Source organism: Spirosoma horti, from assembly GCF_054776595.1.
On the sequence record NZ_BAAHBQ010000006.1, the window covers coordinates 90,926 to 116,675 of the forward strand.

The window sequence follows — 25,750 nt, forward strand, 5'->3', positions numbered from 1 at the left end:
ACCTGACAATCTATCCATACTGCGTGGGCAGGCTAACCATAAATCGGGTGCCTTTACCAGGCTGACTTTGTATGGCCAGCCGGGCATCGAGCAGTTCGCCCAGTTGCCGAACAATGCGAAGGCCAATGCCTTCACCCGATGTTTCGCTGGATCCAGTTGACTGAACGCCACCCCGATGCACCTGAAAGTTTTGACCCGATGCGAGTGGGGAATTATTGAGACTCGCTAATAAATCAGCCGACAGGCCTGGACCGGTGTCCTGTATTAAAAACCACCAGCGGTTATCCGGCTCAACACCCCATTCCAACCGAATGAGACCCGCCGGGGTGTAGTTAATGGCGTTCAAAAGGATGTTCTGAGCCATTCGACGTACATTCAGCGCATCGCCCTCAACGAGCAACGAGTCTGGCCCATCCATTTCCAGGCTTAAGGCCTTTTGCTCGGCCAATGCCCGGACACTCTGACTTAATTCAATCAACAGGCTCGCGGCATCGAAAGACGTGATCGTTCGTTTTTCCTGGCCTGCTTCCAGCCGGGCATAATCCAAGAGTTCGGTAAGCATTTGGGTAGCCTGCCGGACATTACGCTGCAACATCTCCAGCATTTGACGTCGCTCATCTTCCGACTGGACGGCCGTTAGCATGAACGCCGTCCCGGCAATCACCCCGAAATTGCCCCGCAGATCGTGTGACGTGGCCCTCAGCAGCTCTCCCCGCTCACGCAGGGTTTGACGCAACTGCCGTAGCGTCTGCAAGCTTTCGTTCGACCGCGTCAATTCCTCCATCCAATATTGTTGTTGCTGCTGTGCCTGTTTCAGGTCGGTAATGTCGAGCCCCGTTAGCACGACTCCATTGTGCTGTTTAGTCACGGACAGACTAAGCCAGCGATTACGCGTATCGTCCAACTGCTCTTCATAATGGGGCTGGCCCGTTTCCAGCACCTCCAGTAGATTAGGTAGTGTCCGTTCGTCCCACAAAATAGGAGCCAGTTCGGCAGTAGACAGGCCTACCAGCGCACCGGGTGGGTAATGCGCAAATTCGGCAAACTTTTGATTATGAACAACCACGGCAAAGTCGATCACCTGCCCGGCCTCGTTACGAACAGCTTTTAGAAAAGCGATGAATGCGGGCGATGCGTCCAGTACAGCCTGTAAGTTCAGTACCGTAAGCGCCAGTTGTTGCTGGGTTTGCCGTTGGCGGGTAATGTCCCAGCACACACCCAATACCCGCACGCCCAGGACCGCCGGGCAGGCCTGGGCCGTTCCCTTTACCTGAAATATCTTGAGTGCCTTTGGCGTTTGAATACAAAGTATTTCCTCCAGCTGGCCCGTGCCTGCCTGCAGAAAATTAACTATCTGTCGGGCAATGGGCTGGTCCGTTTTTACGGCAGACTCAACAAAAATGGCGGGCGCAACGGGCGAATCCGGTTCGATCCCAAACAACTGGTACATTCCCGGCGACCAGGTAAACTGCTGTGTTTGACGGTTATACTCCCAACTTCCTGTAGCGGCCAGCTCTTCGGTTTGCTGCAAAAGCGCCAGGTGTTTAGCGCGCTCCTGCTCGGCTTGTTTATACTCGGTGATGTTTTCATTGATCTCGACAACGCCATCGCCAAATTTGGCGTACCGGTTACGATGCCAGCTTTGGAAGTGCTCATTTGGATAGAAGAATTCGGCCGTAAAGGATTTTCCCGTCTCAACGGTTTCGGTCATGCCGGCCCATAGAATGGCTCTCGCCTGAGGATATGTCTCGAATAATCGTTTTCCGGGCAGGTCAGTCCGCTGGACCATCCGCTCCGTTCCCTTATTGACCAGTATAAATTCAAAATCAATGATTTCATTCCGCTCATTGCGAACCGCTGTCATGACCGATATCCCGGCTGGCACGGCTTCAAAAACGGATTGTAACAGGTCTTTACTACGGATTAACTCCTGCTCTATCTGCTTTCGGTCGGTAATGTCCGTTGAGGCTGCAATGATACCATCTTCAAGCCGGGTGTACATCGTATCGAACCAGCGGGGTCCGTGCGTAAAGTCGTAATACAACTCAAGGCGCTGCGATATGCCCGTATCGATAACCTGTTTTATAATTGGCCAGGTATCACGCCTGGTCAGCTCCGGTAACTGCTTCGACATGAGTTGCTCACTCGACACGTCGGGAATCTGCAGCCGATGTACGGAATGCTGGTTGATCAACTCCGGGCGCAAATCCACAAGTTGCCCCTGTTCATTGCGGACAGACCGGTAGAAACCTAATTCCAGGGGTACCGCGTCAAAAAGTGTTCTGAGCCGTTCGTGGGCAAGACGTAGTTCCTCCTGCGCCTGCTTTCGAACGGTAATGTCCGTGAAGAAACACAACAGCGTATCCTGTTCCTGGGCCGTAATTAATACCTCAAACCAACGGTCATCTGTTGGCAGCTGGTAGTCCACACGGAGGTTCTGGCCGGTAATGACTACCTGTTTATAGTAGTTCCGGAGTTCGTTGCCCAATGGAAAAACAGTCTGACAACTTTTGTCCAGTAAGTCATTTTCGTTGGCCTTCAGCAGAGCAGCAGCGACCGAATTTACCATCTGGTACCGAAAATCTATGGGCTCATTAGCCTCATTACGCATAACCTGATACAGAATCAATCCATTGAGGGAGTCCTTCAACAGGGCCCTCAGGAGAATATCTTCAGGTAATACATTTGTATTTAACATATAGGAGTGTTGCAACAAACGGCTAGCAGGCTTTAACTCAGGTAGTAATAAAAAAGTTAACGATTTATGCTGATAACGCACTTACTAGTACTTGATTAGTCTTACCGGTTAGCATCAATCGACCAGCCTAATGGTCGATTTCTGAAAAATGAGATTACGGCCCTGCCAGATCGATCAGTTTTTGCGCATAGGTCCGAACGTTGCTTTTATTCGCTGATTAGCCTGCTGCCTGAGTGGGCTACCATGACCAAATACAGCCGTATCAAAGGAAAATTCAGACACTGCCAGCAGACTTTTTATACCCAAGGCGCGATCTTCATAAACCGTGCTCAAGTCGAGGCCGACTACATTGGCGCATAGATCACCAGCAATCAGTACACCTTCATTCTTCAACAACAAAGCCATATGGCCAACGCTATGCCCCGGCGTATGCAGCACCTGAAGCCCACCAGCAATTGGCAGTACATCGCCATGGCTCAATCGCTCATCAACCGCTACGGCGGGTACTTTACCATCCCCTCCTTTAATGAACAGATTGTATACGAGCCAGTTAATCATACCCGGTGACCGATGAATGGGTGAGCGTCCGCTGATACCGGCTTCCAGAAGTGGGGACTCTGCCTGATGAGCCAGTATGGGAACCCCCACGGCTTGTTTGATAGCAGCAGCACTCCCGGCATGATCCGGGTGAGCATGGGTCAAAATAACCCGTTTGATGCGTTGACTGTCTTCACCTGCCTGCTGAAGGGCCTTGAAAACCGCTGTCAGGCTGCCCGGATAGCCCGTGTCAATCAGAGTCAGTCCATCCTCTTTAATAAAAAACGCGTTGACAGCCCCCAGGCGGATCTGGTATAGAGACGGTGTAATTTGCTGAATTGTGGCCATTTGGAAAAGAGCAGGCTAAAGTGGAGTTTATGGGGTTGAAACGGACACCGTAAAGCTAAGCCACTGGCAGGTAGATGGTGAAGGTGGCCCCCGCTCCGGGCTGGCTTTGCGCTATGATCTGCCCACGGTGATTCTCAATCACTTTTTTAACGACGGCTAAGCCAATGCCGGTGCCGGTATACTGACTGCGACCGTGCAGCCGCTGGAAAAGCTCAAAAATACGTTCCTTATAGGCCGTATCGAAGCCAATACCCTCATCGGAAATCCGCAACGCTACCCATTGTCCCTGATCAGCAATGAGTCTGGGCTGCGGGAGTTGATCGGCCGTTAGCAGGAATGAATCGACGCTTATGTGTGGCGGCTGCCCCGGCTTGCTAAACTTAAGGGCATTCGTTACCAGATTTTGCAGCAATTGCCGAAGCTGGGTCGCATTGCCTTTGATGATGGGCAATGGATCGACACGTATGACGGCACCTGTATCCTGAATCGCTGTTTCCAGATCACTGATCACATCGTCGATGAGCACCTGAAGTGATATGGGCTGAAAAGGGAGCTGCTCGGTCGATAGCCGGGCGTAATTGAGCAGGTCTTTCACCAGGCTCTGCATCCGCTGGGCCGCGTGTTGCTGGCGACGCAGTATATCCTGCCCGGTTTCATCCAGTACCTCCGTGTATTGCGTCAGCAGCATATCTCCGAACGACTGAATTTTACGCAGTGGTTCCTGCAAATCGTGAGAAGCCACATAGGCGAACTGCTGCAAATACTCATTAGAGCGGCTCAGGGCAATATTATTCGCTTCCAGTTGCTGCTGATAAACCCGTAACGGCGTGCTGTCCGTTGTGATCATTAACACGCCCTGCCGGAATGGCCGGAGGTCATAGTCATACGTCAAACCCAGTTCTGGATACTCGATCGATGCCTGAATGGCCTCTCCCGTTTTCACGACACGCATCAGGGCTGTATAAAGGGCTCGTTCCTTTACCGCCGGAAACAGCGTCAGCAAGCTGTGCGCTTGTGTCGCTTCCTGCATGAAATCACGACCCAGAAACGGAAAAAATAAACGCCCGGTTGCCGGATTGGCCAGCGTGATCAGAAAATCCGTCGGCTGGCCCTCCCCCTCGGTCACGGGTTCAAGAACCAAGATACTGCTGGTTGAGCTGTTCAGTACGCCTTTGATCAAATCGGCCTGCTCCTCCAGGTCCAGCTGAGCCATTTTATTGGCCGTGATGTCCATGAAGGTAACGATAAGCCCGTCGGCAATGGCCACCACCGACACATCATACCAGATGGTCGCCCCTGCATTCGCCAGCTCAAAGCGTTGGGACTCGCCCTTTCGGGCTACCTCGGCGTAGCGCTCAAAGAGCCCATTGGTCATCTGATGAGGCATCAGTTCGGATAATGGCCTGCCTCCTACCGCAGCCGGCGATTTACCCAGTGTTTTGGCGAGTGTGGCATTGACCTGCTCCAAGGTAAAATCGACTATCTGACCCGCCGGATTCTGAATGGTCTTCAGCCAGGCAATACCCGTCAATGAGTTGTCCAGCACCGTTCGGAGCAAGGTAGCCTGCCGTTGTTGAGCCAGTTGAGCTTCTTTACGGGCCGTAATATCCAGCGTAGTGAGCACAAAGCCGTTTCCATGCCGAACAGCCATGCAATCGAACCAGACCACCCGGTTCTCCAGCTCGCGGGACGTTTCAAAATGATCGCTCTGTCCCGACTCAACCACGGCTACATAGCGCTCAAAAAGTCCATTATCTTTCAAGTACGGATAAACGTCCAGGAGCCGTTTACCGACTGTTGACTGGGATGCCCGGAAAGGAAGGTAAGCCGCCAATTCGTTGCCGGTACTGGTCATAAAATCGATGATCTGACCAGCCTCATCCTGAATCGATTCGTAATAGCGAACCGCAGCGGGGGAGCTATTCATTACGCTTTCCAGTAGCGAAGTCGTTTTCTGACCCTGGGTCACATCCTGAAAGCAAACCAATACGCCATCGCCATATTTCACCAGCGATATATCCAGCCAAATATCCTGATGTGGCAGATACTGCCGTTGGTGATGCGGCTTACCTGTCGTAACGGTGGATACGTATTGGTAGAATAAATCGTACGCTTTCAGACTGGCATAGCGTTGGCTGATAGGTTTTGTGAGTATATCCTGACGACTTTGCCGACTTATCTTTGCCCCATTCTGATTACATAGAACTCCCTGGAAGTCAACTATTTCCTGCTCATGATTGCGAATGGCTTGAAACAGGGCCAACCCTGAGGGCATGGCTTCCAGCACCTGCTCTAGCGAATTCATATCCTCGGGCTCCGTAGCTACCACAGAAAGCAACACAAGATGCTGATCAGCTTTAAGAAGCCGACAGTCAAAAACCAGCATCGAATTCGCCAATGGCCGGATGAGTGTGCATTGGCTACTGATACCGTTGGCGACCACCTGATTAAGCTGAACGAGTAACTCGGTGGAATTAAAGGGCGAGGGTAATTGGTCCAGCGTTGCCCCGAGTAGAGGAACACCAACCGGATTCATCAGCTGCTCCGCGTCTGGATTGGCCTGTTTAATCCGAAAGCCCGACGCGGGTGCCGACATTACCTCAATCACCAACAGGGCATTTCGAACCAGACGGGAGGAGTCGGCCGTAGGCGTAAAAATTGGTTGAGCAGAAACGTTCACAAGGTTAAGTAGCGGTAGGTGAAATTACCATCCGAACGGAGATTCCGGTTAAAGATACGTGGTGGGCTAACTAATAGAAAGAAGCGTTTTCTGAATACCGTGATTTCAACAAAGTTGAGGGGAATTTTCAATAGATGAATTGAAAACAATTACATCTTTTCAAGAATTCCCGGTAAGAAAAAAACCGCTTACAATTCCAGAAGCTGAAGGACCTGCGTAATGGCCCGGTCGGTATCGGCACGCTTTCGGTCCGGGGGGTCGAATCGGTTGAACGGCGTCAAGGCAAGCACAAACGTTTCGTCAACGGTTTCTTCGTCGATTGGTGTGTAGAGTTTATAGGCCGTCACGTTTATAGGGATTAATCCGTGACGGGTCCTGAAACGGGTTAGCACGGTCGCCAACCATTGCTCAACCTGGTCGACAGCAATGCCATCGGCCGGTACAAACCGGATTTCGGCATGATTTCGGTCAACAAGCGTCTGTTCGTCGGGCCTATAGTGGCCTTGGCAACTCGAAAACGTCTGTATCAGCCCGGTTTTGTTGAGCGCATCAACCAAGGGGCGAATTTCTGGTTCCAGTTCGTTCATATCAGGGCTCGCCATCCAGTAAGGCCATTTCATCCGCTTCATCCAGACGATGCCGATTTCCGGGTCGGCTCTTTCGCCAGAACCAACCCAGGTAGGCAACAGCGACTAAAGCCAGAAAACCAGCTACTGCAAAGGAGGTATCGACGCCCGGCTTCCCCATCATGTGGTTATGCAGCCATCCCGATGCTAACGCCCCCAGGCCAATACCTGCCTCGAGGGCTATATACATGGTGGCCATGGCACGCCCTCTCGTTTTCTCATCGCTTAAGTCAGCCGTCCAGGCCGTCACGGTGGGCGAGTTCATTCCCCACGACATGCCGTAAAACACCGCCGATGCCCAGAACCAGGTGGTCGAATTAGTTAGGATCAGCATACCCATCGAGAAGGCCAGCACAACCGTCGAGATGAACAGCACAGGCACACGGCCATACCGGTCAGACGTCCGGCTAAACACCAGCCGTATAACCAGCGAAGCGATGGTGTACACGGTAAAAAACAAGCCATTGTTTGTAATACCCAAGGGTGTACTCACGTCCGAAATGACTGTGAGAATCACCCCCGACGAAAACGATTGCAGCAGCAGTACAATGAAGGGAGGCAAAGCCTGTTTATCAAAAATTTCTTCCTTTTTCAGGCGTAGCAAACCAAACCGGAAGGGCTGCGTGTGGGCCAGTGTTTCGGGCATCTGGAGCAAGATAGCGATGGAAAGCAATGCAAACCCGGAGGACGTCCAGAACATGACGTTCATGGAAAAGGCATGGGCCAGCCAACTGCCGATGGCGGGTCCCAGCGACATGCCCATCGCGGTGAACAATCCCAGCGTACCCATGGCTTCGCCCCGGCGGGTAGCGGGCACAATGTCGGCTACGTAGGCCGACGTGGCGGTAGGCTTGGTGCCCGTCGAGAAGCCGTGGACAAGCCGGAGGGTCAGGAAGCCACCAACCGTGAGCAGGTAGGGATAGAGAAACCCACAAACGAAACAGACAAGTGAGCCAAAGGCCATAACCGGCACTCGGCCAACAGTATCAGTAATTTTTCCGCTGAATGGCCGGGAAACACCCGCCGTGAGCGTAAAAAGAGCGATGATGAGGCCCAGGTATTCCTTTCCGCCCAGCTTGGTCAGGTAGGCAGGTAATTCTGGAATCATCATCTGAAAACTGGCCGAGAACAGGAAGTTACTGACGCAAAGTAACCAGAACGAGAACGTGTAGAGCGAGGGTCCGGCAGAAGCCCGGCGGGTAGCTAATGAACGAGCGAAGAGCAAATTTGTCGTTGATGGTTTGACGTTGCAAAGGTAGCCTGATCGACGGAACCTCGCCCCATAAACCGCAAACAATAAACCATCATTTGGGCTCGGGGGTTGTGTTACCGCCATCCACCACAAACCGCCATTCGCCATTCCGCTGGCGTTTCCAGACAGTCATATATACCCCGTAACGCACATTCTTTTTAGCAGAACCATCTTTTTGGGTCAGCATCCACTGGCCGAAGGTGTAGCCTAATTCGCCCGACTGGGCCGCATCTGCTTTCAGTACCTGCCAGGTTAGCACCGGCCCGTTGGCAGGCAGGCGGCTCATTTGAGCCCGCAGTGAATCGAAGCCAACCGTGGGCGCGGCCCCATCGTTCAGTTTAATAACGTCGTCGGCTGCGTAGGTTGTAAAGGCTTTGGCCATACCCTGTTTTTCAGACAAAATACTGAAATTCTGGTCGGCTTCACGAATTTCGTCAATCGCATGCTGACGGGCTGCGGCCGCCGGATTCATCGCACGCGGACTCTCTACACGGGTCCGACAGGAGGCTATCAACAGCAGACTACATAAAAAGGACAGTAGGTACTTCATGTTCGGTAGGGTGATTCGTACAGTTTTGCCGTAAATTTGCAGAATGAATTATGAATGATACATGGTGTATGATGAATTATTTCGTTGCCATTGATCACTGGAATACCAGCCCGCTTCATCGTTCATCATGTATCATTCCTTTTTTATTATGTCGCGTAATCTAAAAATCGGTCTGTTTCTCACCGTTTCCATTCTGTTAACTACGTTCACTTTTTACTTCTGGCAGGTTTTCAGAAGCCCCAACCTGCTGGTTCAGGATGACGACAAGCCGTTTGCCCTGCTGATCCCCAAAGGCGCTACCTTCGACTCCGTCATGGACACCCTCAAAACGCACCGGGTCATCAACGACGAAACGTCTTTCCGCTTTCTGGCCAAAATGATGAAATACCCGGAGCGGGTTAAAGAGGGGCGTTATGAAATCAAACCCCGCATGGGCAACCGGGAAGCGCTGGTCAAACTGCGCAGTGGTAGCCAGGATGCCATGCCCGTGACGTTCAACAGCATGCGCCAGAAAAGCGACCTCATTCAGCGGCTCGGCAGTAAATTCGAATTTGGTTCCGATGCCCTGGGTAAGCTGCTCAATGATCCGGCTACCTGTGAAAAATTTGGCTTCGACACCACGACGATTGTGTGCCTGTTTTTGCCCAATACCTACGAATTTTTCTGGACCATCAAACCCGAAGCGTTTCTGGACCGAATGGGCACCGAATACAAGAAGTTCTGGACACCCGAACGGCAGGCAAAAGCGAAGGCCCTGGGGCTGAGCCAGACCCAAACGCAGGTACTGGCGTCTATCGTGGCGGCCGAAACCAACAAACGGGACGAGCAGCCCCGTGTAGCAGGCGTTTACCTGAATCGGTTGAAGCGGGGCATCAAACTCGAAGCAGATCCAACGGTTATTTTCGCCCTTCGTGATTTCGGCATCCGTCGGCTTCTCAACAAGCAGTTGGCCGTCGATTCCCCGTATAACACCTACCGGTACGCAGGCTTGCCTCCCGGCCCGATCAATTTACCGGCTCCGGCTACGATTGACGCGGTCCTCAACGCCGAACAGCATGATTACCTCTACTTTGTGGTCAATGCCAGCTTTAATGGCTATCATACGTTTTCAAAAACGCTGACCGAACACCTCGCCAATGCCCGATTGTATCAGCAGGCGCTCACCCGAATGAAGATTATGAAGTAAGGAATGACGTTTTGCGTCAAGTCACGTATAACGTCACTCGCCCCCGACTATTGATAAATATGATTACGCACGACGTTACAGCGATTCGGGTCCGGTATTATGACACCGACCAAATGGGCATTGTCTATTACGGTAATTATGCCCGTTTTTATGAAATCGGCCGGGTTGAAGCGCTTCGAAACCTGGGACTGAGTTATAAAGAGATTGAACAGAGTGGCATTTCGATGCCTGTATATGACCTGAACTCCCGTTTTATCCGCCCCGCCAAATACGACGACCTGCTGACCATTCGGGTTACGATACCGCAAATGCCCAAAACGCGGTTAATGTTTGATTATGAGATTTTCAACCAGGAAGGTCAACTTCTGAATACAGGGCAGACAACCCTCGTCTTCGTCCGTACCGAGACGGGCCGCCCCTGTGCAGCCCCGGCTGAATTAGTCGAAGCAGCCAAACCTTTCTTTGAGTAGTAGGTTAAAAAAAGTAAACATCAGACTATAACCCGATGATGCAGACGACGCAGCATCGGGTTATGACTGTTGATACCCACCTATAGTTACTGACTTAAAAAGCCCGCTATGTTTGACAAGCTAATGAGTGTTAAGGCGTTGCGGAATGCCCGTGCCTGGCTGCACATCCATCATCCGTTCAATTCCAGAATCACCTGGTATACGTTTCTAAAAAAGATGATCGACCAGATTGCTGACAACAACACCAGCGAACGAGCAGCATCGGTATCGTATAGTCTCATTCTGGCAGTTTTCCCGACAGTCATTTTTTTCTTTACGCTCATTCCGTTCATTACCTTCATTCCTGATCTGGAAGACCAGATCATGGGTTTCTTTCAGCAGGTATTGCCGGGCGATACATTTAGTACGGTAGATACCACCATTCGGGATATCATCAATCGCCCACGCAGCGGTGTGCTGTCCTTTGGTTTCCTGCTGGCCTTATATTCGGCAACGAGTGGCCTGGTTGCCCTCATGCAGGCCTTCAACTCATCGTACCACTCAGCCGAACGACGAGGCTTTTTTAAACTCCGGCTCGTGGCCATCGGGCTTACCTTCACCCTGGCCTTTGCGCTTATTCTGGCCGTCCTGGTCTTGATTATCGGCGGTATTATCAGTGATTTTCTGCTGCATTTTGGCCTGCTCAACAATGTCATTTTCATAAACCTGCTGGCCATTGCCCGCTACCTGGTTGTCTTCGCCGTTTTCGTCGGTGTCGTTTCGGTGATTTACCGGTATGGGCCGGACGTACGGATGAAATGGTCCTTCATTACACCCGGGGCCGTTACGGCATCCCTGCTCATTGTGCTGACAACCCTGGGGTTTTCATACTATGTTTCCAATTTCGGTTCATACAATAAAGTGTATGGTTCAATTGGCACACTAATTGCGTTAATGATCTGGATAAACCTTATCTCGCTCCTGTTAATACTAGGCTTTGAGATGAATGTTGCCCTGTATAATCTTGAGGGTGACCCGAACCCAAGTGTGGCAGCAAAAACAACAAACGCCACCCCGGAGATTTGAGATGACGTTTGCAAAACCTAACCCATAAATGTAAAGGCACAATTTCAGACTAACCAAGAAGTTTGGCACGCCCAAAATGTGTTCAGTTTTTTATTTTACAAAAAGCACGCCAACCTTGATCGAACAGCAATTATTTTATCTGATTTCTTCCGTTTGATAAATACATCTACCCATCTGGTAACAAATAGGTTTTATTTTGAAGGTTTACGCAACACGGCTCTATGGGTCGGGTTTCGCCTACTCAAAACCGTTTCTACTTTTTTTTATGATTTCCGTTACCGGACAAGTCAACTCATTGCCGATGGGCCCTTACCTCAATCGGATCAAACCCTGGGTGAGTGTCATTTGTACAAGCTTCAATCAACAGGCTTACGTCGAACAGGCCTTACAATCCGTTATCGGGCAGGATTATCCAAACGTTGAGTTGATCGTCATTGACAACGGCAGTACGGATGGATCGGCCGAACGCATTTTTAACTTCATTCAGCATCACCCCGCCATACAATTTGTCCGGAACCCGGTTAATACAGGCTTGAATCGGGCGTTTAATCAGGGATTGGCACTGGCCGGAGGGCGTTATATTATTGACCTCTCTGCCGACGATGTGTTGCTTCCCAGTCGCATTAGGAAGCAGGTCGCCCTGTTTGAAGAACTCGCCGGCCCCTATGTCGTTGTCTTTTCCAATGCAGCTTACATTGATCCGGCAGGCCGGAATTTAGGGACTCATTACGCCGTCGATGCTAATGGGCGCTCGTTGGCTTCGGTTCCATCCGGCAATGTGTTTCGCCCGATTCTGGAGTCCTACTTCATTTGTACGCCAACCATGATGATGCGTCGGGATGTACTGAATGAACTGGGTGGCTACGACGAAACCCTGGCGTATGAGGATTTTGACTTCTGGGTCCGTTCGGCCCGAATTTACCAGTATGCTTATCTGGACGACGTGTTAACCCTAAAACGACAATGCCCCGACTCCCTGTCGGCTCAGGTGGTTCGTCCGGACAATATTCTGCTTCAATCGACATTAGCCGTTTGCCATAAAGCCTATGACCGCTGCACCACCCCCGACGAATTCAGCGCTCTGGCCCAACGCATCCGCACGTTTATTCGAAAAGCATTTTATGCGGAACAATTTGATCTGGCGTTAAAATTCGGAGATCTTCTGCGCCATATTGAGCGACCCGGCTTTTACAGTCTCCTGATTCTGGAACTAAGTCGATTTCACCTACCCGTCAATAAACTTTATCAACAATACCTGAAGTTCTATCCGGTAGGTCAATCTGCGAAACTGCTTTAGCCCTTTTCCCGTTTGTTACGTATGACGAGCTGGCGCATCGAGTCGATGGCCTTGGTTTTTCATAGTCAATAAACGTTTATTATGGCGGCCGAATTCATAAAACTTTATCCTAAAAATCCCGATCCCCGTCGAATTGAACATATCGTGCGTGCTCTTCGCGATGGTGCCGTGGTCATTTATCCAACCGATACGATTTACGGAATGGGCTGCGACATTCACAATGCCCGCGCGGTCGAACGAGTGGCCCGAATTAAGGGAATCAAACCAACAAAGAACGATTTTTCCTTCATCTGCTACGACTTGAGCCATATAGCCGACTACGCCCGGGTTAGCAATCAGGCGTTTAAGCTCATGAAGAGCCTGTTGCCGGGTCCGTTTACGTTCATTCTTCAGGCTACTGGCAACGTACCCAAACTGCTGAATACGAACAAGAAAACGGTTGGTATCCGGGTTCCGGACAATGACATTCCACGGCAGATTGTGCATCAGTTAGGCAACCCAATTATTACTACCTCGATTCGGGATGAAGATGAAATCATTGAGTATTCAACGGATCCGGAACTGATTTTCGAGAAGTTCCAGAATCAGGTCGATATTGTAGTTGATGGCGGGTATGGCGGCAACGTGCCGTCAACAATCGTTGACGCAACCGATGATGACTTTTCGGTCGTTCGCCAGGGTCTGGGTGAATTAATTCTTTGAAAAGTTAGGTTTTGGCTCTATACTTGCATACTAGGGTTGACATTCCTTTAAACCGGACTTCAACCCTTTTTTTGTGAATTATCCAAATTTCATCTTACCTACGTATGCGCTTTTCTTTGGCCGCGCTATCTGTGTTGGCTCTCAGTCAACTAACCGGCTGTTCAACACAATCAAAACAGGACGATTCGTCTAAAACGGGGAAAATCGCGGTCGAAGCCTCCGCCAAAAGTCCGGAAGCACCCAGCTCAGCACCTGATTCATCGGAAACGCCAACGGCTACAGCGGCATCGCCTGCTACCCGTACGGGTGCCGCATCGACTGGTGATCCCAGCCTCGATTCGCTCACCTATGCCCCAACGGGCGCGCTGCTGCCTAAACATCGCATTTTTGCTTATTACGGTAACCCGCATTCCAAAAAAATGGGTGCCCTGGGCAAATACCCCAAAGAAGAAATGCTGCGCCGACTGGACGAGGAAATCAAAAACTGGCAAAAAGCCGATCCGGCTACTCCAATCCAGCCCGCTCTGCACCTGGTAGCCACATCAGCGCAGGGTCTGCCGGGAAAAGACGGTGGCTACCGCATGCGCATGTCCGACAAAACGATCAAGAAAGTCTTGAAATGGGGCAACGAACATAAAGCTATTGTCTTCCTGGACATTCAGCGAGGCCATGCACCACTGGGTCCGGAGATGGCCTACATGGAAAAGTACCTCAAACTTCCGTTTGTCCATTTGGGTATCGACCCTGAATTTTCGATGGTGACGGGCGCTAAACCAGGCACTAAGATTGGGTCGTACGATGCCGCCGATGTTAACCAGGCGGTGCAATTTCTGAGCCGGATTGTCAAGGAGAATAACTTACCCCCTAAAGTGCTGGTTGTTCACCGTTTCACGCAGGGTATGATCAAAAACTACAAGAATATCAAACTCGACCCGAACGTCCAGATTGTCATGGACATGGACGGCTGGGGACCTCCGGTACTGAAGAAAGATTCGTACCACGACTACATTCAGAAAGAACCCGTACAATACACGGGCTTCAAATTGTTTTACGAGAATGACTTCCGCAAACCAGGTTCCCGCATTATGACACCTGCTGAGGTGCTGGCGCTGGACCCAAAACCAATGTATATCCAGTATCAGTAGGTATTTTTTATAGTCCAGGTTAACAGAAAGGGAGACTTTATGAGTCTCCCTTTCTGTTGTTCTTAGTGCATATCCAACTGAGCTATTTCGTCCAGCCAGGCCGCTCTTTGGGTTGAGGATGCCTGAAGAACGGACTCCAGAAAGAGGTGGTGTAAAATCTCAAACCCACAATATTCAAAAATTCCCCGATCAGACGTTAATCGCAACGCATTATCCATGCCTATAGCCCGGTATTCTTCGTGCGATTTTCCCTGTGTATTGATAATAATCGCTTTCTTGCCTGTCAACAAGCCTTTCTGTACACCCTGCACATACGTATAGGCAAACCCATACATAAAAACCCGGTCAATGTATCCTTTTAGTATGGCAGGCAGGCCGGTCCACCAAATGGGATAAATAAAGGTTACCACATCGGCCCAGGCTAAAAAGGATTGTTCAGTGGCAATATCGGCCGGTATTTGACCTGTTTTAGCCGTCATAAGATCAGCTACCGTCAGGACTGGATCAAAGCCTAAAGCGTATAAATCGCGTACTTCGACCAAATCCCCAGCCTGGTGCCGCTTGGCGACCATCGCTTCTTTGAGGTCATGATTAAAACTGGTCGGGTCGGGATGCGCATAAATCAGGAGATGTTTCATTTGTCTTTTGTGTTTTAGTGAGACAAATGTCCAGCGGAGAAAGCAGGCAAAATTGTAAGAAAACGAAATGGGGTCACCAACGAATAGCCAATTGATTGAGGCTGATGAGCAGCTCGCTACGGTACTCAGCCACTTTTACTGCGTTAAGCAGGCTGAACAGGCACAGCCTGTACGCCAACAGCTGCTGCCTAATTATGAAATGCTGCTGGTCTTCAACTTTGGCCCGGCTATTCCTATTTCGTTAGGCGACAATTCGTATGTTATCGGGCAAACGGCGGTGCTGGGGCCGCTCCAGAAAACGCTTACCTATGAGCTACCTGCCGGAGCCGATTTGATCGTTGTTAACTTCACCCTCAATGGGTTCTATCGGCTTTTAGGGGTCCCGATGCAGCAACTCAAAGCCGACGATTTACACGACCCGGATCTGTTGCTCAACAAGGCCTGTTTTAGCGAGCTCTGGGCTCAGTTGGCACCCATGACCGCATTGGCCGATCGGATACAGTTGTTACGCGACTACACGATGGCGTTTGTAGCCCCTTCCAACGCGGCTTCGCTCTCCCTGTTCGACAGCATTCCGTATTTCCGGGATTCAGCGGCTGATCCGATCAAAGTATTGGCACAAACGCATAAGTTATCCAGTCGTAGTATTCAGTTACGATTTCAAACGTATCTGGGGTATTCGGCCAAGGAGATGATCCGTTTCCTTAGGTTCAAAAAAGTGCTCAGTCATCTTTGTCAGCAGTATCCGGCTCCCCCCGACTGGCTGGAGTTAGTCCTTACATTCGGCTATCATGATCACAGCCATCTTATCAAGGACTTCACCTATTTTTTAGGCCTTACCCCTCGTCAGTTTCTTAACCAGTTAGCCGCAGGCGGTGTGTGTATCAGTCAATCAGGAAAGTTTTATTGACCGAATCAGTCAGGAAGTCGTATTATTCTTGACTCCGCGATTGAGGCCCGATTTTCGTGTCCAAAAAAGAGCAGCCCTCGTTGGACGCCAAATTCAAGAATCCGACAACCAACGAGGGCTCACCAGCGCGTTGGCTAGTTGATCAATCGGCCCACCCGGCTCCAGCGGACTTTGTGCCAGATGTCAGCCGGAACAGGATCGAGGGATAACCAGACAAAAACCGCTTTACCGACAATATGGTCTTCGGGCACGAAGCCCCAGTAACGCGAATCTTCCGAGTTATGGCGATTGTCGCCCATCATGAAATAATAATCCTGTTTGAAGGTATAGGTATCGATCCCCTTCCCGTCGATTCGAATGCTGGATGGCGTCACCTCTACGTTTTTATTCTCTTCATACCGCTCAATGATAGGGCCATACAATGCGATTGTCTGCTTATTAATGGAAATGGTTTGGCCTTTTTTAGGTACGTTGAGTGGGCCAAAATTATCCTGATTCCAGGCATAAGCCGAACTCCCATAAATGCGTTCATCCCGCTGACCCGGTTGCTCCTTGATTGGCTCAATGCCTTTTATCCAGTCAAACTGGTTAAACTTGTCGATGACAGCTTGCGTCGTGTTGATACGATAGCCAACCAGTAATGATGTTTTGGTGGCTTCATTGTATTGCTCGAGCGGTTGCCAGTTGATAAATGGGCCTTCCTCCGATTTAAAATCATTGACAATGTCGTATTTACGAAAAAAGCGCTCATCGAGTACTTCGGTCGTTTTAATAAAATAAGTGGTTTCTGACCGGGTCGGCACGGCCATTTCTTTACCGTTGACGTAAACCTGCCGTTGCCGGATTTCAAGTACATCGCCCGGAATGCCAATGCATCGTTTGATAAAATTCGTTTTCAGGTCAGTTGGATAGGCGGGTTCATTTGGTTTGGGTGGCGGGTAATTAAAGACAACGACATCACCGTTTTTCACCGTTGTGAAACCAGGCAGCCGGTACGAAGGCAGTTGGATCGCCGTGCTGTAGGAAGGAATATTGGTTCCCCATATTTTCTGGTGCGTCAACGGAATTTGTAAAGGCGTTTTTGGCGTGCGAATCCCATAATGCAGCTTACTAACAAACAGGAAATCGCCTACCATGAGGCTATTTTCCATCGAAGGCGTTGGAATGGCAAAAGCCTCAAACGTCAGAAACCGGATCAGCGTGGCCGCAATCACCGCAAACAAAAGTGAATCGAGCCATTCGCGCAGGGGTGATTTTTTCGGTTTGACTGGCTCTCCAGTCGCGTGTATTTTTTTTCTAAACATGGCTTAAGAGACGTTTATAGCTCGGTGTCATTACGACCAGATGATTTATCAGCAGAAAGATACTGGCCCCTGCAGGACGCAGGGTACTGTTTTACAGAAACGGTCCTATAGATAGCTGAACAGAGCGAATGCCGTTGAGCAACCCGATTGGTACAGCTATAAACCTAATTACAGGCGCTATAAACACAGAAAGGCTCAGTCAATGACCGAGCCTTTCTGTTAAAACGACAACCGATTATCTACCGGTTCTCGACCAATGCTTTAAACTCATCGACGGTAACGTCCTGCGTTACAATCGTCAGTTGGGTTTTAGCATACTCGATTACTTTATCGTCATACACCCGATTGAATGTGCTGGTGTAATTCTGGCCATTGTTCTTTTCATCCATCAGGTAATTGCGGGCGATCCGGTCAATGGTTTTATTCATCTCTTCGTCTTCGCCACCCATGAAGCCAAACTGCTCCTGAACCATCAGGCGGGTTACGGCTAACACTTCATCAAACTCAACGTTGATGTCGGCTTTTTCGGCGATCTTGTTTTTGATGAGCTGTAGTTTCACCGACTTCGTGAAGTCGTCATATTGCTCTTCGATTTGCTCCGGCGTGAATTTGCCTTCGTTGACTTCGAGCAACCAGTTTTTCAGAAACTCGTCGGGTAGCAGGATGGGCGTGTTGTCGATCAATGTTTTCTCGATGTCCAACCGCAGCAATTGGGCTGACTCACGACCATAATTGCCTTTGATGATGTCGGCCACTTTCGCGCGGAACTGCTCTTCATCCGAAACAGCGCCTACACCCAGTACTTTATCAAAAAACTCCTGGTTCAGTTCAGCAGGTTCATGACGGGTCACGTCATCAACTTCAAACGTAAATTCACCGGTCAGGTCCGCTACTTCTTCTTTCGGAGCACCCGTGGCGTTGGCACGAGCTTTTTCGTCCGGGAACGCCTGCTCCAGGTTAAAGGTGATCACGTCACCTTTTTTCTTACCGACAAACTGACCTTTGGCCTCTTCGGCCATCTGGTTGGTTGGGAAGGCCGTTTTGGCCGTGAACGGGCCATCGACCTGCTTCAACTCACCGTAAATCGTGTCGCCATCGTTCACATCCTCGCCATGAGCGTGGGTATGGAACCGCTGTTGCAGGTCGGCAATGGTCGAATCGATTTCAGCTTCGCCAGCCTGAATTTCGTATTGAGTTACGCTTGGCAGATCGCTGAAGTCAATATCAAATTCAGAGGCTAGTCCAAGCGTGTAGCTAAAGGCAAAATCAGACTGGTTGTCCCAGTCGATAGCTTCGGCCTGCTCCCGGTTCGGCACAGGATCGCCGACAACCTGAAGTTTATTTTCACGGATATACTGACTGACCGTTTTGCTCAACATGGCATTGATCTCGTCGACCAGAATACTCTTGCCATACATTTTCTGCACGAGCGACGCGGGAACGTGACCTGGACGGAACCCTTTCAATTGAACCTTGCGACCGTAATCTTTCAGTTTTTTATCAACTTCTGGTTTATAGTCGGCTGGAGTCAGCGTAATCTTTAGCGAAGCATTGGTATCGCTGGCTTTTTCTAGAGTAATATCCACGTTTGTATCGGTTTAAAATGGTGAATGAGCGAATGAATGATTGAGCGAATGTTAGTCAATGCGACAAAATACAATTCACTCATTCACTCAATCACTCATTCAAAACGTCAGTACGGGTGGAGGGACTCGAACCCCCATGCCTTGCGGCACCAGATCCTAAGTCTGGCACGTCTACCAATTTCGCCACACCCGCAAATTTATGGCCCGAACAGGTAGAATCTGTTCGCCGAAAGCTGATCAACCAGTGGTCGTTTCAGACATTTCAGGGTGCAAAAGTACAAAAAGAATTGAATCTACCAAGCTTTTTTCAGAAGGTTTTATTTTTAACGAGTAAGCCATCCTTTTTCGATTATTAATTTGTTAACTTGTAGTAAGAGTACAACCTAAAGGCAATTACCGCAACGAAGCCAATATGATGAATGTCTCAGCCGAACCCGTTATTGATTTAGAACTGGAGCGGCAGGAAATCCTGAAACGCTACCGACGCTTACTGCGGGCGGCCAAACCAATGTTAAAAGGCGATGACGCCAAACTGATCAAGAAAGCGTTCAATACCTCGGCCGAAGCGCATAAAAACATGCGTCGCCGGTCGGGTGAGCCCTATATTTACCATCCGTTGGCCGTAGCGCAGATTGCCGTCGAGGAAATTGGCCTGGGAACGACCAGCATCGTAGCCGCCCTGCTCCACGATGTTGTCGAAGATACAGACACCACCATCGAAGATATCGATCGGGCATTCGGCCCCAAAGTGGCCAAGATCATTGATGGTCTGACCAAGATTTCGGGCTATTTCGAGTACGGAACGTCGCAGCAGGCCGAGAATTTCCGGAAAATGCTGCTGACCTTGTCAGACGATGTCCGGGTCATTCTGATCAAACTCGCCGACCGGCTTCACAACATGCGCACGCTGGACTCGATGCCCCGCGATAAGCAGTTGAAAATTGCTTCCGAGACAATCTATATATACGCCCCACTGGCCCACCGATTGGGCTTGTACAGCATCAAGTCGGAGCTGGAAGACTTATACCTGAAGCACGTAGAGCCGGAAGCGTATAAGGACATTGCCAAAAAACTACGCGAAACCCGCCTGGCCCGCGACCGGTTCATCGGCCGGTTCATCGAGCCGATCGAAAAGGATCTGGCCGAAACGGGTATTAAATACGTCATTAAAGGACGGCCTAAATCCATTTATTCGATCTGGACTAAGCTGAATAAATCGAAAAAGCCCTTCGAGGAAATTTATGATTTGTTCGCCGTCCGCATTATTCTGGACGTACCACAGGATGAAGAAAAAGCCGCCTGTTGGCGAGCTTATTCCATCGTTACGGACCATTATAAACCAAACCCGGACCGGCTGAAAGACTGGATCAGTACCCCGCGAACCAATGGGTATGAGTCGCTTCATACGACGGTCATGAGCCGGCTAGGCCAATGGGTCGAGGTTCAGATACGGACCGAACGGATGAACGAAATTGCCGAAAAAGGCTACGCTGCCCACTGGAAATACAAAGGCAACGACACCCAGACTGGGGCGGGTATCGAAGCCTGGATCAGCCAGGTGCGCGACATGATCGAGTCGGCCGGGAAAGGCGATAAAAAAGCGGCCATTGAGTTTGTCGATGATTTCCGGAGCAATCTGTACAGCGAGGAAGTCTTTGTCTTTACGCCCAAGGGCGATCTTCAGGTGTTGCAGCGGGGTGCCACAGCCCTCGACTTTGCGTTCGATATCCACACCCAGATTGGGGCGCGGTGCATGGCGGCCAAAGTCAATAACACGCTGGTGCCGCTGAGTTACGTCCTGCAGAATGGTGATCAGGTTGAAGTGATTACGTCCAACCGCCAGAAACCCAGCGAAGACTGGCTGCGGTTCGTGGTTACCTCGAAGGCTCGGACCAAGATCAAGGATTTGATCAAGGAAGAGAACAAGCGGTTCGTGACGGATGGCCGCGAACTGGTCAATAAGAAATTGCGGGTGTTGCGAATGGAGATGACCAACGAGGTTATCAACCAGCTCCGAGCCTACTTTGGCTCGAAAACCACCGACGATTTTTTCTATCGGGTTGGCAAAGGACACATCGACGTTGGCGAACTCAAGAAGTTCAAGTCGGACAAAGAAGCGAAAGAAAATCGCGCGAATAAACTCAATACCGATGCCCTGCCCGACGCAAAAGCGTTTGTAAAAGAACTTAAGAAAATTCACGGCGAACGGGCCGATGCCGACATGCTCCTCATTGGCGAGGACATGGACAAGATCGATTATACACTCTCGAAATGCTGCAACCCGATCTCTGGCGACGACGTTTTTGGGTTTGTGACCATCAATGATGGCATTAAAATTCACCGCGTTACCTGTCCGAACGCCGTTGAACTGATGTCCAACCACGGCAACCGGATCATAAAGGCCAAATGGACCTCCCAGAAAGAGCTGGCTTTTCTGGCCGGGCTCCGGATTACGGGCACCGACCGCGTGGGCTTAATCAACGATGTGACGCGGGTAATCAGCAATGAGTTGCACATTAATATGCGTTCTGTGGCGATTGACTCGAAAGACGGTATCTTTGAGGGAAATATCCGGCTTTACGTTCACGATACCGGTCACCTCGAAACGCTGATGCAGAAACTCGAACGCGTTCAAGGCGTGTTTGAGGTAGTACGTTTCGATTCTTAACTGATGAATAATGAATGATGAATGATAAATGCTGTTGTATTAAGCCATTCATCATTCATCATTCATCATTACTTTTGTCCTATGAATGCTCCGACGCAAACAAATTTAGATGCCGCTCAAATGATTTTTCGGGCCTACCTGGAACGGAAGGGCCTTCGAAAAACGCCCGAGCGGTTTGCCATATTGGAAGAGATTTATAACCGGCAGGACCACTTTGATGTGGACGAGTTGTATATCTCAATGAAAAACAAAAAGTACCGGGTTAGCCGCGCCACGGTCTATAATACGCTGGACGTGCTGGTCGACTGCGACCTGGTCACCAAGCATCAGTTTGGTCGTAACCTGGCTCAGTACGAAAAATCATATGGTTTCCGCCAACACGACCACCTGATCTGTACGGACTGCCACAAAGTGATGGAATTCTGCGACCCACGCGTCCAGAACATCCAGAATATGGTGGGCGATATGTTGAAGTTCAACGTCATGCACCATTCTCTCATATTCTACGGCTCCTGCGCCCGCGACCGGTGTGAGAATCGGCAAGATGCGCCCGAGCAGGCTTCCAATGCACGGCCCGTCAACACGATACACGCTCCTGTGGGTGAATAATAGTGGTGTAATCCTATTGAGTTACTCACACTGAACGGCAACGTGGCTGTAATTATTTTCCGTTCAATGCCAACGTAAGACTGCCCAACCGGGGCCTTTTTTAATTTATTCAAGAATGATCGATGTTTTATTAGGCCTCCAGTGGGGCGACGAAGGAAAAGGTAAAATTGTGGACGTACTGGCTCCGCAGTATCAGGTTGTAGCCCGCTTTCAGGGGGGACCCAATGCGGGGCATACCCTCGAATTCAATGGGTTCAAGCACGTGTTGCATCAAATTCCGTCCGGCATTTTTCGCAATGATATCCTGAACATCATTGGCAATGGCGTTGTGCTCGACCCAATCGTGTTCAAAAAAGAAATCGACGGACTCGCCAAGTACAACCTTGCCTTAACTGAAAAACGTCCGACGGCCCGGCTCCAAATTTCCCGCAAGGCATCCATCATCCTGCCAACTCACCGACTTCTGGACGCTGCCTATGAACAAGCCAAGGGAGAATCGAAAATCGGCTCTACGTTACGCGGAATCGGACCAACCTATCAGGACAAAGTGGCTCGCTTAGGGCTGCGGGTTGGTGATATAGAATCCCCTAATTTTTCAGATAAGTACGAGAAATTGGTGGCCGTTCACAAAGTCATTCTGGAGCAGAATAATTTCGATTATACGGAGGCATTGCCCCAGGCAGAAGCTGAGTTCTTCAGTGCCGTGGAGTTTATGAAGCAGTTTGAACTGACAGACAGCGAATACAGCATAAACGAAGCAATAACGAGTGGCAAAAAAGTGCTGGCTGAAGGTGCTCAGGGCTCCCTGCTCGATATTGACTTTGGTTCTTACCCATTTGTAACCTCCTCCAGCACGATGGCGGCTGGTGCCTGCACCGGTTTGGGGGTAGCTCCACGCAAGATTGGTGAAGTATTTGGCATTTTTAAAGCCTATTGCACTCGTGTAGGTAGTGGCCCCTTCCCCACCGAGCTGAATGACGAAACGGGCGAACTGATCCGGAAGGAAGGCCGTGAATTTGGCGCTACCACGGGCCGTCCGCGCCGGTGTGGCTGGCTGGATTTACCCGCCCTGAAATACGCGATCATGATCAACGGGGTAACGCAGTTAGTGATGATGAAAGTCGATGTCCTGAATATCTTCGACGAGATTCAGGTCTGTACGCATTACAAACTCGCGGATGGTACACTTTCCGAACAGATGCCCTACGACCTTTGCGATACGGATGTAACGCCGGTTTATAAAACATTTAAAGGCTGGAAAGCCGACCTGACCGATATCCGTTCGTTTGCCGATGTACCTGCCGAACTGGCAACGTATGTCTACTTCCTCGAGGATACACTGGGGCTTCCCATTAACTTTATCTCGACCAGCCCCGACCGTGAAGCCATCATTCATCGGCAGGCTGTGATTGCCTAATCGACATAAATACCACGAATTGCCCGGCAGCCGCCCCCGCTATACAAGCAGGGGCGGCTTTTTTGCCTATTTTTGACAAAACGAATGAGGGGTATGTCCGTAAAGAATTTTTATCAAACCGTATACCAGACCGAAACAATCTTCCGGATAGACGGTGAATCGTGGGAGTCGCCAGCTGACGTTAAAATGACGGAATCGCCCGTTATAGAAAACGCACTGGCTATCGATGACACCCTCGATTTGCTTTCCGAGCTGGATGAACTGCTGATAGGCGCATCGGCCGTTCAGGCGGATACGGTAGAGATCGTTATAGATACTCCATCTGTTACCACCGTGCCGCCAACGCTGGAGTCTGCTCCGGCAAAGGCAATACCCGAGCCGTTGCCACAACCGGCGCCCCGCCCCACAACGCCGTCGATCTTACCGCCTATCCAAAAACAGCCGAGAATGCCCCAACTAAACCATAAAGTACTGCTGCTAGCCGATGAAGAATTGGATCCCAGCAATCTGCTGTTCCTGGAAAAAATCCTGAAGGCCGTTAACTTGAACGTGGACGGGGTTGACTTATTGAATCTGCAGGGTGTGCAGGGTATGGACTTTGCGGAGTTGTTGCGAGGAAAATACATCAATCATTTTATCACCTTTGGCGTGCCCTTTGAACGAATCAACCTCGACATCATGATGGACCGTTATTCGCCGGTTCGCTTCGAAGGCATCACGTTCCTGATGGCCGACTCGCTACCGACGATTGAAGCCGATCAAGCGTTAAAGAAACGGCTCTGGAGCGCTTTACAACGAGTTTTCCGACTTTAACCAACGCCTGTTCACACGGCTCTGGCCGTTTTCTGCCAAGAATTCTGTTCATCCATTTTCTTTCGTCAGCGTTCCCTAATGACGTTTTTTCAACGACTCCGCCGTTCCTTTTTTGCTACCTCCGTACCTCCTGCGCCAACGAGCGTATCGGTACCATCGCCTATCGTATCGGTTCCCCAACCTCCTGCGTTGACTACACAATCAGCAGCATTCCGTACATCGCCAGCCTATGCTACCGAACCTTTGCCCGAGTGGCTTGCCGATGAGGATTCGTTGCGGGACGAAGGCGTACTTTTCGGTTTATCGGAGGCTCGCCCGGATGGCAAAATTTCCCAGATACGGGCGTTTTTCGCTCGGCAAACGGCTTCTTTAACCGAATTGGCAGATGAGAACTCCGAGCGAATTGGTGAACTCAATCTGTTTATCGAACAGCGGGAGAACCAGATTACTGCCCTTCGTGATCAAATCAATGAGTTGCGTGATCGCGAACCCCGTCCCAACAACCTCATTCGAACGGTGGTGAGCTTGGCCCTCTCCTCAGGCGTTTGTGTCGGCAATTTCTATCTCATCGACGAAACGCTGCGCCCTTTATTTCCAAATCGGCTGATCGCCGTTGGTGTATTTCTGGCTGGCATGTTCAATTTGTTTAGCCGTACGTCGTTTTTATACGAGGATGAGGCTCGCCTGTCGGTTCGGCGGATTCTGGCAGACACCGGTTTACCACTGGCGGCATCGGTATTTGTGCTGGTACAGGCGCTCCAGTCGCAATCGACAGGGCAGGCCATTGCCTTGTTTGTGTTTGTTTTTTTCCTGTTCCTTCTGGCCGGAAATCTGTTGTTAAGTAACCTTGTAACCTTGCAAACCGACCTGGCTAACCTTGACGCGAATCGCCAGTCGATTCAAACAAAAGCACAAAGTTTACCCATTTGGGAAGCTGAAATAGACCGGTTGAATCGGGAGGTAGATGCCCTTCGGGTTCAGAAGTGGCCACTGGTTACGGCCCTTAACCATACGCAGGCTCAACTAACCCATTGGAACACCCGGCGGGATGAACTTGTTAACTTATTTGTGAGTGAGTTTGACCTTGCCCGAAGCCTCCGCGATCGACTCTCTGAGCAACAGCGGAAATCAATTTTGACCGGTGCGCCGGTGCGAGTATGAATGATAAATGATGTTTCCCTGATGAATTAACGTCTCCTTTCATTAGTTGTCGCTGAACCGAACCAGCCTGTTGTTAGCTGATCGGTCA

21 protein-coding genes and 1 tRNA gene are annotated in these 25,750 nt (G+C 50.2%); 12 read left to right on the forward strand and 10 right to left on the reverse strand.

Annotation, left to right across the window (positions count from 1 at the left end):
• Nucleotides 1-10 precede the first annotated feature (10 nt).
• From ACYVAM_RS18825 to ACYVAM_RS18850, 6 genes are all read right to left on the reverse strand, one after another.
• The gene (locus ACYVAM_RS18825; protein WP_461069810.1) at nucleotides 11-2,698 is read right to left on the reverse strand and encodes a sensor histidine kinase; all 2,688 of its coding nucleotides are present in this window, start codon (nucleotides 2,696-2,698) and stop codon (nucleotides 11-13) included.
• 174 nt (nucleotides 2,699-2,872) lie between these two features.
• Entirely contained in the window at nucleotides 2,873-3,583 is a 711-nt protein-coding gene (locus tag ACYVAM_RS18830; RefSeq protein ID WP_461069812.1) for an MBL fold metallo-hydrolase, read from the reverse strand.
• Between the two features lie 55 nt (nucleotides 3,584-3,638).
• Entirely contained in the window at nucleotides 3,639-6,263 is a 2,625-nt protein-coding gene (locus tag ACYVAM_RS18835; RefSeq protein ID WP_461069814.1) for an ATP-binding protein, read from the reverse strand.
• Nucleotides 6,264-6,451: 188 nt separating this feature from the next.
• Nucleotides 6,452-6,850, reverse strand: coding sequence for a hypothetical protein (locus ACYVAM_RS18840; protein WP_461069816.1), 399 nt, complete (start codon nucleotides 6,848-6,850; stop codon nucleotides 6,452-6,454).
• Nucleotide 6,851: 1 nt separating this feature from the next.
• Nucleotides 6,852-8,114, reverse strand: coding sequence for an MFS transporter (locus ACYVAM_RS18845; RefSeq protein WP_461069818.1), 1,263 nt, complete (start codon nucleotides 8,112-8,114; stop codon nucleotides 6,852-6,854).
• A gap of 79 nt (nucleotides 8,115-8,193) precedes the next feature.
• On the reverse strand, nucleotides 8,194-8,691 hold the full coding sequence (locus tag ACYVAM_RS18850) for a YybH family protein (protein WP_461069820.1): 498 nt from the start codon (nucleotides 8,689-8,691) through the stop codon (nucleotides 8,194-8,196).
• Nucleotides 8,692-8,839: 148 nt separating this feature from the next.
• On the opposite strand from ACYVAM_RS18850, the gene mltG reads away from it, so the two are divergent.
• The 6 genes from mltG (at nucleotide 8,840) to ACYVAM_RS18880 (ending at nucleotide 14,556) form a co-directional block, all read left to right on the forward strand.
• Nucleotides 8,840-9,877, forward strand: coding sequence for an endolytic transglycosylase MltG (gene mltG, locus ACYVAM_RS18855; RefSeq protein WP_461069822.1), 1,038 nt, complete (start codon nucleotides 8,840-8,842; stop codon nucleotides 9,875-9,877).
• A 59-nt stretch (nucleotides 9,878-9,936) separates the two neighbouring features.
• Complete coding sequence (locus tag ACYVAM_RS18860) at nucleotides 9,937-10,347, forward strand: acyl-CoA thioesterase (protein WP_461069824.1); 411 nt, start codon at nucleotides 9,937-9,939, stop codon at nucleotides 10,345-10,347.
• A 108-nt stretch (nucleotides 10,348-10,455) separates the two neighbouring features.
• Nucleotides 10,456-11,412, forward strand: a complete 957-nt coding sequence (locus ACYVAM_RS18865; protein WP_461069826.1) for a YihY/virulence factor BrkB family protein — start codon at nucleotides 10,456-10,458, stop codon at nucleotides 11,410-11,412.
• Nucleotides 11,413-11,677: 265 nt separating this feature from the next.
• Nucleotides 11,678-12,709 carry a glycosyltransferase gene (locus ACYVAM_RS18870; protein WP_461069828.1) on the forward strand — a complete coding sequence of 344 codons (1,032 nt, stop codon included), beginning with the start codon at nucleotides 11,678-11,680 and terminating at the stop codon, nucleotides 12,707-12,709.
• An 81-nt stretch (nucleotides 12,710-12,790) separates the two neighbouring features.
• Nucleotides 12,791-13,411, forward strand: a complete 621-nt coding sequence (locus tag ACYVAM_RS18875; protein ID WP_461069830.1) for an L-threonylcarbamoyladenylate synthase — start codon at nucleotides 12,791-12,793, stop codon at nucleotides 13,409-13,411.
• Nucleotides 13,412-13,515: 104 nt separating this feature from the next.
• Nucleotides 13,516-14,556: a hypothetical protein gene (locus ACYVAM_RS18880; protein ID WP_461069832.1), complete on the forward strand. Its 1,041-nt coding sequence runs from the start codon at nucleotides 13,516-13,518 to the stop codon at nucleotides 14,554-14,556.
• Between the two features lie 62 nt (nucleotides 14,557-14,618).
• Here the strand turns inward: ACYVAM_RS18880 and ACYVAM_RS18885 are convergent, their stop codons facing one another.
• On the reverse strand, nucleotides 14,619-15,194 hold the full coding sequence (locus ACYVAM_RS18885) for an NAD(P)H-dependent oxidoreductase (RefSeq protein WP_461069834.1): 576 nt from the start codon (nucleotides 15,192-15,194) through the stop codon (nucleotides 14,619-14,621).
• 67 nt (nucleotides 15,195-15,261) lie between these two features.
• On the opposite strand from ACYVAM_RS18885, the gene ACYVAM_RS18890 reads away from it, so the two are divergent.
• Nucleotides 15,262-16,104 carry a DUF6597 domain-containing transcriptional factor gene (locus tag ACYVAM_RS18890; RefSeq protein WP_461069836.1) on the forward strand — a complete coding sequence of 281 codons (843 nt, stop codon included), beginning with the start codon at nucleotides 15,262-15,264 and terminating at the stop codon, nucleotides 16,102-16,104.
• 134 nt (nucleotides 16,105-16,238) lie between these two features.
• Here the strand turns inward: ACYVAM_RS18890 and lepB are convergent, their stop codons facing one another.
• The 3 genes from lepB to ACYVAM_RS18905 form a co-directional block, all read right to left on the reverse strand.
• Complete coding sequence (lepB, locus tag ACYVAM_RS18895) at nucleotides 16,239-17,408, reverse strand: signal peptidase I (RefSeq protein ID WP_461069838.1); 1,170 nt, start codon at nucleotides 17,406-17,408, stop codon at nucleotides 16,239-16,241.
• A 239-nt stretch (nucleotides 17,409-17,647) separates the two neighbouring features.
• Complete coding sequence (tig, locus tag ACYVAM_RS18900) at nucleotides 17,648-18,994, reverse strand: trigger factor (protein WP_461069840.1); 1,347 nt, start codon at nucleotides 18,992-18,994, stop codon at nucleotides 17,648-17,650.
• Nucleotides 18,995-19,105: 111 nt separating this feature from the next.
• Nucleotides 19,106-19,187 (reverse strand) — tRNA-Leu (locus ACYVAM_RS18905).
• Nucleotides 19,188-19,409: 222 nt separating this feature from the next.
• Here ACYVAM_RS18905 and ACYVAM_RS18910 point away from each other — a divergent pair.
• The 5 genes from ACYVAM_RS18910 to ACYVAM_RS18930 all read left to right on the forward strand — a co-directional run bounded on the left by ACYVAM_RS18910 (nucleotide 19,410) and on the right by ACYVAM_RS18930 (nucleotide 25,662).
• A complete protein-coding gene (locus ACYVAM_RS18910) occupies nucleotides 19,410-21,662 on the forward strand; it encodes a RelA/SpoT family protein (RefSeq protein WP_461070839.1) in 2,253 nt (750 codons plus the stop codon).
• 81 nt (nucleotides 21,663-21,743) lie between these two features.
• A complete protein-coding gene (locus tag ACYVAM_RS18915; RefSeq protein ID WP_461069842.1) occupies nucleotides 21,744-22,271 on the forward strand; it encodes a Fur family transcriptional regulator in 528 nt (175 codons plus the stop codon).
• Nucleotides 22,272-22,386: 115 nt separating this feature from the next.
• Complete coding sequence (locus ACYVAM_RS18920) at nucleotides 22,387-23,688, forward strand: adenylosuccinate synthase (protein ID WP_461069844.1); 1,302 nt, start codon at nucleotides 22,387-22,389, stop codon at nucleotides 23,686-23,688.
• A gap of 93 nt (nucleotides 23,689-23,781) precedes the next feature.
• On the forward strand, nucleotides 23,782-24,501 hold the full coding sequence (locus ACYVAM_RS18925; protein ID WP_461069846.1) for a hypothetical protein: 720 nt from the start codon (nucleotides 23,782-23,784) through the stop codon (nucleotides 24,499-24,501).
• A 78-nt stretch (nucleotides 24,502-24,579) separates the two neighbouring features.
• The gene (locus ACYVAM_RS18930) at nucleotides 24,580-25,662 is read left to right on the forward strand and encodes a hypothetical protein (RefSeq protein ID WP_461069848.1); all 1,083 of its coding nucleotides are present in this window, start codon (nucleotides 24,580-24,582) and stop codon (nucleotides 25,660-25,662) included.
• The last annotated feature ends 88 nt before the right edge of the window (nucleotides 25,663-25,750 follow it).

Excerpts from the sequence above, each read along its gene's own strand:
- ACYVAM_RS18825 (WP_461069810.1), bottom strand. The coding sequence starts at position 2,698 with ATGTTAAATACAAATGTATTACCTGAAGATATTCTCCTGAGGGCCCTG.
- ACYVAM_RS18830 (WP_461069812.1), bottom strand. The coding sequence starts at position 3,583 with ATGGCCACAATTCAGCAAATTACACCGTCTCTATACCAGATCCGCCTG.
- ACYVAM_RS18840 (WP_461069816.1), bottom strand. The coding sequence starts at position 6,850 with ATGAACGAACTGGAACCAGAAATTCGCCCCTTGGTTGATGCGCTCAAC.
- ACYVAM_RS18850 (WP_461069820.1), bottom strand. The coding sequence starts at position 8,691 with ATGAAGTACCTACTGTCCTTTTTATGTAGTCTGCTGTTGATAGCCTCC.
- mltG (WP_461069822.1), top strand. The coding sequence starts at position 8,840 with ATGTCGCGTAATCTAAAAATCGGTCTGTTTCTCACCGTTTCCATTCTG.
- ACYVAM_RS18860 (WP_461069824.1), top strand. The coding sequence starts at position 9,937 with ATGATTACGCACGACGTTACAGCGATTCGGGTCCGGTATTATGACACC.
- ACYVAM_RS18865 (WP_461069826.1), top strand. The coding sequence starts at position 10,456 with ATGTTTGACAAGCTAATGAGTGTTAAGGCGTTGCGGAATGCCCGTGCC.
- ACYVAM_RS18870 (WP_461069828.1), top strand. The coding sequence starts at position 11,678 with ATGATTTCCGTTACCGGACAAGTCAACTCATTGCCGATGGGCCCTTAC.
- ACYVAM_RS18875 (WP_461069830.1), top strand. The coding sequence starts at position 12,791 with ATGGCGGCCGAATTCATAAAACTTTATCCTAAAAATCCCGATCCCCGT.
- ACYVAM_RS18880 (WP_461069832.1), top strand. The coding sequence starts at position 13,516 with ATGCGCTTTTCTTTGGCCGCGCTATCTGTGTTGGCTCTCAGTCAACTA.
- ACYVAM_RS18885 (WP_461069834.1), bottom strand. The coding sequence starts at position 15,194 with ATGAAACATCTCCTGATTTATGCGCATCCCGACCCGACCAGTTTTAAT.
- ACYVAM_RS18890 (WP_461069836.1), top strand. The coding sequence starts at position 15,262 with ATGGGGTCACCAACGAATAGCCAATTGATTGAGGCTGATGAGCAGCTC.
- lepB (WP_461069838.1), bottom strand. The coding sequence starts at position 17,408 with ATGTTTAGAAAAAAAATACACGCGACTGGAGAGCCAGTCAAACCGAAA.
- ACYVAM_RS18910 (WP_461070839.1), top strand. The coding sequence starts at position 19,410 with ATGAATGTCTCAGCCGAACCCGTTATTGATTTAGAACTGGAGCGGCAG.
- ACYVAM_RS18915 (WP_461069842.1), top strand. The coding sequence starts at position 21,744 with ATGAATGCTCCGACGCAAACAAATTTAGATGCCGCTCAAATGATTTTT.
- ACYVAM_RS18920 (WP_461069844.1), top strand. The coding sequence starts at position 22,387 with ATGATCGATGTTTTATTAGGCCTCCAGTGGGGCGACGAAGGAAAAGGT.
- ACYVAM_RS18925 (WP_461069846.1), top strand. The coding sequence starts at position 23,782 with ATGTCCGTAAAGAATTTTTATCAAACCGTATACCAGACCGAAACAATC.
- ACYVAM_RS18930 (WP_461069848.1), top strand. The coding sequence starts at position 24,580 with ATGACGTTTTTTCAACGACTCCGCCGTTCCTTTTTTGCTACCTCCGTA.